This window comes from Oleiphilus sp. HI0123 (assembly GCF_001635315.1).
The window spans coordinates 1-1079 of the sequence record NZ_LWGE01001714.1 but is presented as its reverse complement, the minus strand read 5'-3'; the positions used below and the strand labels follow the sequence as shown (position 1 = coordinate 1079).

Annotated in this window: 2 protein-coding genes; both read left to right on the top strand. The window is 43.8% G+C overall.

All coding sequences use genetic code 11. The features are described 5' to 3' along the window. Window positions 1-853 (top strand): methyl-accepting chemotaxis protein (locus A3761_RS23200; protein ID WP_068750991.1); only part of this gene is annotated, 853 nt, incomplete at its 5' end. Next, window positions 850-1079, top strand: a 230-nt coding sequence (locus A3761_RS23195; protein WP_197473144.1) for a hypothetical protein, incomplete at its 3' end; no start/stop codon positions are given. The genes A3761_RS23200 and A3761_RS23195, both read left to right, overlap by 4 nt.

The following is a 1079-nucleotide window of genomic DNA, read 5'->3' as shown; positions in this document are numbered from 1 at the left end:
CAATCAAGAACGCTCTGTTCAGCATAGAGACGGTTACTTTACTGAGTTTAACCATATGGCGAGTGAGTTATCGATCAGCGCTTCAACCTCGGCAAAAAATGCCATGGAACAAAAGCAGGCAATCTCCTCTTCGGCTGCAGCAGTCACTCAACTGAGTGCCAGCGTGAGCGATGTTGCAACGCAAGTTCGAGAAACCCATGCCGACATTGATACTTCACGTAAGCAAATTGCACAAGGGCGTGCCGAAGCGCAAAAAGCCTGCATTGAGATTGAGAAGATGACTGCCTTGTCTGAAGAAAGCGTCAAAATGGTGGATGTCTTGTTTGAGCAGTCAAACAATGTTGCAGCAATGTCTAACATCATTCGGGAAATTGCCGATCAAACCAACCTTCTATCTTTAAATGCTGCAATCGAAGCGGCACGCGCTGGTGAGCATGGGCGAGGCTTTGCAGTCGTGGCCGATGAAGTTCGAAATCTGGCAATCAGATCCCGAGAATCAGCAAACGATATTAGCGACAGTATTGAGTTATCTCACAAGCAGATGGGCAGTGTGAAACAGCAGGTCCATGATGTCGTCAGTAAAGCCAGAGAAAACTATCATAGCATCCAAAACCTTGAAGCCAATCTAGGTACCCTCGATAAAGTCGTCGATCAAATATGTGACAAGATTTCTCATATATCTACGACAACAGAGCAACAAAGCTACGCAACCAACGAAGTTGCTTTCAATGTTGAAACACTGCTATCACAAGCAGATGAGAATACAGCAATCGCTGACGAAACGGTTAATATCGCCAAATACCTGGCAAATAAATCAAGCCAATCAAAAGAACCAATGGAGAACAGTTTATGATCATTACCCTCTCCTTAGTCCTCATAGTCATTGCAAGTGTGCTGGTTTGGTTTAGTACCAATCGAAAAAAACATGCCGAAAAACTGGAACTTAAAAACTGTTTGGCGCAGCTCAATTCACTCAAAAGCTTATTGATTCAAATTCAAAAACATCGCGGCTTAACCACAGGCTATCTTCACGGTGAGAAAACATTACAAGCAGATATAAAAACCGTGAGAGCAGACGT